Consider the following 6,564-nt stretch of genomic DNA (forward strand, 5'->3'; position numbering starts at 1 on the left):
AGCCCCGCGCCCACGCGCCTGCCCTATGACAAGCTCGACTGGCTGAACGGCCAGTGGATTCAGGACATGGAGCCGCTCGATCTGGCGCGGGCGGTGAAGCCGTTCCTCGACCGGCAGGGGCACGAGGTCAGCGCCGAATCGCTGCTGGCGGTCATGCCCGCCCTGCGCGTGCGGCTGAAGCGGCTGACCGACGCCGAGGAGTTCCTGCGCTTCCTGTGGGAGGATGAGCCGGCCACCTCGCTCTCGGCCGGACGGCTGACCCACGCCAAGCTGCCGCGCGAGGCCGCCCGACAAGCCTACGCGGCGGCCCGCGACTGCCTGGCCGCCGCGCAACCGTTCGACACGGCCACCCTCAGCGCCGCCCTGACCGCCATCGGCGAGGCGCATACGCTGAACGGCAAGGCCGGCCCGTTCCTGGGCGTGCTGCGCCTGGGCATCACCGGGCAGGACGTGTCGCCGCCGGTCTTCGAGTCCATCGTCGCCCTCGGCCGCGACCGGGCCTTAACCCGACTCGATCACGTCATCGCTATTTTGGAGAACGAAGAAGTATCATCCGCAGATTAGGCAGATTTGGCAGATTTGGTTGGTCGTTGGTCACCAGCGACTAACGACCAACGACCAACCAAATCTGCGTAATCTGCCTAATCTGCGGATATAAAACTCTGGCTAAACCTATGACCGACACGACTACACCACCATCGAGCTCGAACTTCATTCGCACGATCATCGACGAGGACAACAAGACCGGGAAGTATAACGGCGAAGTCCGCACGCGCTTCCCGCCGGAGCCGAACGGCTACCTCCACATCGGCCATGCCAAGTCGATCAACCTCAACTACGGCCTGGCCGCCGACTACAACGGGCAGTTCAACCTGCGCTTCGACGACACCAACCCGGAGAAGGAGGAGCAGGAGTACATCGACGCCATCATGGAAGACGTGCGCTGGCTGGGCGCGGAGTGGGACGGCCGCCTCTTTCACGCCTCCGACTACTTCGAGCAGCTCTACCAGTGGGCCGAGCAACTCATCCGCGACGGCAAGGCGTACGTGGACGACCTGAGCGCCGATGAAATCCGCGCCTACCGCGGCACGTTGACCGAACCGGGCACGGAAAGCCCCCATCGCCACCGCTCCGTGGAAGAGAACCTTGACCTCTTCCGCCGCATGCGCGCCGGCGAGTTTCCAGAAGGGGCGCGGGTGCTGCGGGCCAAGATCGACATGACCTCGCCGTTCATTACCCTGCGCGACCCGGTCATGTACCGCATCCTGCACGCCGAGCACCCGCGCACCGGCAATACGTGGCACATCTACCCCACCTACGACTGGGCCCACGGGCAGTCGGACTCCATCGAGGGCATCACCCACTCCATTTGCACCCTGGAGTTCGAGAACAACCGCCGCCTCTACGACTGGTTCCAGGAGGCGCTGGGCATCCGCCGCTCGCGGCAGATCGAGTTCGCCCGGCTGAACCTGAACTACACCGTCATGAGCAAGCGCAAGCTGCTGCGGCTGGTGCAGGAGGACTACGTCAGCGGGTGGGACGACCCGCGCCTGCCCACGCTGCGCGGCCTGCGCCGCCGCGGCTACACGCCGGAGGCCATCCGCGCCTTCACCGACATGATCGGCGTCAGCAAGGCGAACAGCGTCGTCGACGTGGCCTTGCTGGAACACGCCATCCGCGACGACCTGAACGCTCGCGCGCCGCGCGTTATGGCTATCCTTGACCCGCTCAAAGTGGTCATCGAGAGCTACCCGAAGGGGCAGGAGGAGTCGTTCGAGGTGCGTTCCTACCCGCAGGATGCCGAACGGACGGAGGCGCGCCTCGTGCCTTTCTCGCGCGAGATCTACATCGAGCGCGACGACTTCATGGAGGAGCCGGTCAAGGGCTTCAAGCGGCTGTCCCCGGAGACGGAGGTGCGGCTGATGAACGCCTACTGCATCGTTTGCACCGGTGTGATGAAGGACGCGCGCGGCCGGATCGTCGAACTGCGCGCCATCCACGACCCGGCCACGCGCGGCGGTCTGGCGCCCGAAGGCCGCAAGGTCAAGGGAACTATCCACTGGGTGTCGGGCGAGCACGCCCTACCGGCCGAGGTGCGCCTCTACGACCGGCTGTTCACCAAGGAGAACCCGGAGGAAGGGGAGGACAACTTCCTTAACAACCTGAACCCTGACTCGTTGCGGGTGGTGGACGGGATGGTGGAGCCGAGCCTGGCCTCGGCCGCGCCGGGCGACGCCTTCCAGTTCATCCGCGATGGCTACTTCGTCGTCGATCCTGACACGCGGCCCGACCGGCTGGTTTTCAATCGCACCGTGGCGCTGAAGGACACCTGGGCCAAGCAGCAAAGCTAGGGGCCAGGTTCCAGGGGCCAGGGAAGAGCGCTCTTCCCTAGCCCCTGGCTTTGGTTTCTCTTTTCCCAGACAGCCGCTATACTTCTGCCAGTTGCATCGCGGCCCTCACCACCGGTAGACAACAACAGGAGAGAGGAATGCACTGCCCGAAGTGCGGTTTTTTCAATGCCGGCGGCGCGCGGTTTTGCCAGAACTGTGGCGCGTCGTTGACTGCCTGCGCGGCCTGCGGCCAGCAACTCCCCGATAGCGCGCGGTTCTGCCCTCACTGCGGCCACCCCCGCGAGGCGGCCGTGCCGGCCGCGCCCCATGCGCCCGCGCCGCACGCGCCTACGGCCGGCAGCGTCTTCGGCGGCGAGCGCCGGCAGGTGACCGTCCTCTTCTGCGACCTGGTCGGTTCGACGCCGCTCTCCGCCCGGCTTGACCCGGAAGAGTTCCACGACGTGGTCATGGATTACCGCCGCATCGCCAACGACGCCGTGGCGCAGTTCGACGGCTTCATCGCCCAATGGCAGGGGGACGGGCTAATCGCCCTGTTCGGCTATCCCAAGGCCCGCGAAGGGGACGCCGAGCGGGCCGTTCGCGCCGGCCTGGCCATCCTGAGCGAGATGGAGCACCTCAACCAGCATTTTGAGGAGGCGCACCACTTGCATCTGGGCGTGCGCGTCGGCCTCCACACCGGCCTGGTCGTGGTCAGCGACCGCACGGGCGATGCCATGAACGTCTTCGGCGAGACGCCCAATGTGGCCGCCCGCATCCAGGGCATGGCCGCGCCCGACACGGTGCTGATCTCCGAGGCGACCCACCGGCTGGTGGCCGGCTTCTTCGTCGTCGAGGATCGGGGCGCGCACGAACTGAAAGGTGTCAGCGCGCCGCTGCGCCTCTTCCGCGTGCTGCGGCCCACCGGCGCGCGTGGGCGGCTGCGGGCCGTCGCGCCGGAGCGATTGACACCCTTCATCGGCCGCGAGGAGGAGCGCCGGGTGCTGGCCGATCGGTGGCGGCTGACTCAGGAGGGGCGCGGACAAGTCGTGCTCATTACCGGCGAGGCCGGCATCGGCAAGTCCCGCCTGCTGGACGAGTTTCGCCAGGGGCTGAGCGGCGCGCCTCACACCTGGATCGAGGGCGGCGGTTCGCCCTATGAGGAAAATACCCCCTTCGCCCCGCTCATCGACACGCTGCTGCAAGCGTTTGCCTGGCCGCCGGAGACGCCCGCCGCCACGCGCCTGACTGACCTGGAAGACGCCCTGGCCGTCGTCGGCCTGGACGCGGACGAGGCGACGCCGCTGATCGCCCCTCTGTTGGGGCTGCCCGTGCCCGCGCACTACCCGCCGCTGCTCCTCTCGATGGAGCAGCAGCGCCGCAAGGCCATCGCCGCGCTGGCTGCCTGGCTGATCGCTCTGGCGCGCCAGCAGCCGCTCGTCTACGTCCTCGAGGATCTGCACTGGGTAGACCCCTCGACGTTGGAAGTGATGAATGCGCTGGTGGCGGCCGTCGCGTCGGAGCCGGTGCTGTTGCTCTTCACCGCCCGGCCCACCTTCCACCCGGCTTGGTCGCTGGACCACTACGTGACGCACCTTCATCTGCGCCGCCTCGACCCCGTCCAGGTGCGAACGATGATCGGGACGCTGATGGCGCGCTTCCTGCTGTCGTCCGAGACCTCCCAGGCGCTCGCGGCCCGCACCGACGGTGTGCCGCTCTTCGTCGAGGAACTGGCCCGGGCCGTGGCCGAGACCGGCGCCGGTTCGATCGACCTGCGTCAGATTCCCTCCACGCTGCAAGACCTGCTGTTGGCCCGTCTGGATCAGTTGGGGCCGGAGCGCGAGGTGGCCCAGATGGGCGCCGTCCTGGGGCGCGAGTTCGGCTACGCGCTGCTGCGGAGCGTAGCGGGCTTGCCGGAGGAGGAGTTGCACGACTCGCTGGCGCGACTGGAGGCAGCCGAGCTCCTTTTCACAGAGGGCGAGTTGCCCGACGCGCTCTACCGCTTCAAGCACGCCCTGGTGCGCGACGCCGCTTACAACTCGCTGTTGCGCTCCCGCCGGCGCGACCTGCACGCGGCCACCGCCGCGGCGTTGGCCGGGCAATTCCCCGAGACGGCCGCCGCCCGGCCGGAGCTTCTGGCCTATCATTACACCGAGGCGGATCAGGTGGAGCCGGCCATCCAGGCGTGGCAAGGGGCCGGCACGCGGGCCAGCGAGCGGGCGGCGTTTGCTGAAGCGGAGCAGCATATCCGTAAAGCCATTGAACTACTCCTTACACTGCCCGAAAGCCCGCAGCGCGACCAGCGCGAGTTAACGTTGCAGGCCACGCTCGGTCAAATCCTGGAGGCCGTAAAGGGCTTCGGCTCTGTTGAATCGAGCGCGGCCTTCGCGCGCGCCGGCCAACTGGTCGACCGGCTGGGCGACGACCCCGGCACGTTCTTCGCCCTGTTCGGCCTGTACTCCAGCGCCGCCAGCCGCGACGAGCGCGAGACGGCCACCGCTCTGTCGGCCCAACTGCTCAAGCTGGCCGACAAGTGGCAAATGCCGCTGATGCTGGTCTGGGCCAACACGGCGCGGGGGATGAGCCGCTACGAGTACGACCCGCGGGAAGTGGGCTTTCACGTGGCACAGGTGAACGCCCATTACCGGCACGACGACCACCGGGCGACGCCGTTCAACCCGCGCATCGCCATCCTGCAGCACGGCAGCCTGGCGCTGTGGCAATTGGGGCTGGTCGACCAGGCGCGCCGCTTGCAGGCCGAGCAGCAGGAATTGGCGCAGAGCCTCAGTTCCACCGACCAGGGGATGGCGCGACTGGCAGCTTGCAATCTCTACCTCTGGATACGCGACGCGGAGCGGGTGGAACGCGAAGCGGAGGCGATGTTGCAGTTGTCGCGGGAGCAGAACCTGGCCTCTTTCCTGGGCTGGGGCGGCATCTATCTGGCCTGGGCCATCGCCCAGCGGGATGATTCGCCAGCCGCGGCCGAGAGGCTGCGCCAGGCCATTTCTGCCTACGTCGCGGCGGGCACACGGTCGGCGCTGGCCTGGTATCTGGGCTTGCTGGCCGAGGCGCACGGGCGGGCGGGCGACGCCGATGAGGGGCTGGCGCGGCTGGATGACGCGCTGGAGGCGGCCGGTAGCGGTCAGGTGTACCGGCCCGAGCTGGGGCGCATCCGCGGCGACTTGCTCTTGCGGCGCGGCGGGCCGGAGGATGTCGCCCTGGCCGAGGCGGCCTATCGCGAGGCCGTTGCGGCGGCCGAGTCGTATGGCTCCCGGATGCAGGCCTTGCGCGCCGCCGTCGGCTTGGGGCGGCTGCTACACGCCTGCGGACGGCCCGACGAGGCGCGCGAGACGATCTCGCCCCGGCTGGCGGCCATCCCCGAAGGGCACGACACCCTCGACTGGCGCGAGGCGCGGCAGTTAATGAACGAATTGGGACAGGGGGAACCGCAGACTTCATAGGTTGGTCGTCGGTCGTTGGTTCCCAGCGAGTAACGATTAACGAACAGGAGGATCATCATGGGTAAGCGGCGCGTATGTATCATAGGCGGCGGAGCGACGGGCGCGGCGATGGCGTGGAGCCTGGCGCAAGATCGGCAGGCGCGGCAGGCGTGGGAGATCACGCTGATCCACAACCAGCACCAGTTGGGCGGCCACTCCTGGGCCTTGCCCGTGCAACACAATGGCAAGACGTTCCCCATCGACCTTGGCGTGCAGTACATCGCCCCCATGATGTACCCCAACGTCTACGACATGATCCGGCGGCCCGAGTTCCGGGAGCGCGTGCCCTACTTCTGGAACGACGCGCTGACCATCAGCTGCGCCTACCCGCGGCAGAACGACCAGCCGTGGAACTGGGGTAACTTCCCCGACTACCAGCAGGGGGAAAACTACGCCCTCTACAACATGGGCCAGGCCGACGCCCGCACCTTTCAGAACTTCCTGGAAGTGGCGCTGGCCGAGCACTGGGCCACGCGCCCCATTGCCGACTACTTCGCCAATCCGACGCACCCCTACCAGAACAAAGACCTGTTCGTCGATTACTTCCTGTGGCCGTACCTGAGCATCATCAACGGCTATGGCGCGGCGCTCATGAAGGAGACGATCTTCAGCGACCTCATCCCGCTCTTCATGCGCATTCCGTTCGTCAAGACGCCGCTGGGCAGCTTCACCGAGCCCGGCATCGGCTGGGTGCGCTTCGAGAAGGGCGCGTCATCCTGGGTGCAGGCGATGGTGGA

3 protein-coding genes and 1 pseudogene are annotated in these 6,564 nt (G+C 67.4%); all 4 read left to right on the forward strand.

Features of this window, described 5'->3' with window-relative positions; genetic code table 11:
• A pseudogene (locus ACE3UY_RS19265) lies at positions 1–564 on the forward strand (hypothetical protein); the annotation flags it as partial.
• A gap of 110 nt (positions 565–674) precedes the next feature.
• A complete protein-coding gene (locus ACE3UY_RS19270; RefSeq protein WP_374689103.1) occupies positions 675–2,351 on the forward strand; it encodes a glutamine--tRNA ligase/YqeY domain fusion protein in 1,677 nt (558 codons plus the stop codon).
• A 137-nt stretch (positions 2,352–2,488) separates the two neighbouring features.
• A complete protein-coding gene (locus ACE3UY_RS19275; RefSeq protein WP_374689104.1) occupies positions 2,489–5,788 on the forward strand; it encodes an AAA family ATPase in 3,300 nt (1,099 codons plus the stop codon).
• Between the two features lie 57 nt (positions 5,789–5,845).
• Positions 5,846–6,564: NAD(P)-binding protein (locus ACE3UY_RS19280; protein WP_374689105.1), on the forward strand; the 719-nt coding region annotated here is incomplete at its 3' end.

It is taken from the genome of Promineifilum sp. (SeqCode) (genome assembly GCF_041918635.1).
Classification (GTDB): domain Bacteria; phylum Chloroflexota; class Anaerolineae; order Promineifilales; family Promineifilaceae; genus Promineifilum.

What these genes read in the sequence shown, in the direction of transcription:
- ACE3UY_RS19275 (WP_374689104.1), top strand. Translation starts at nt 2,489, where the DNA reads ATGCACTGCCCGAAGTGCGGTTTTTTCAATGCCGGCGGCGCGCGGTTT.
- ACE3UY_RS19270 (WP_374689103.1), top strand. Translation starts at nt 675, where the DNA reads ATGACCGACACGACTACACCACCATCGAGCTCGAACTTCATTCGCACG.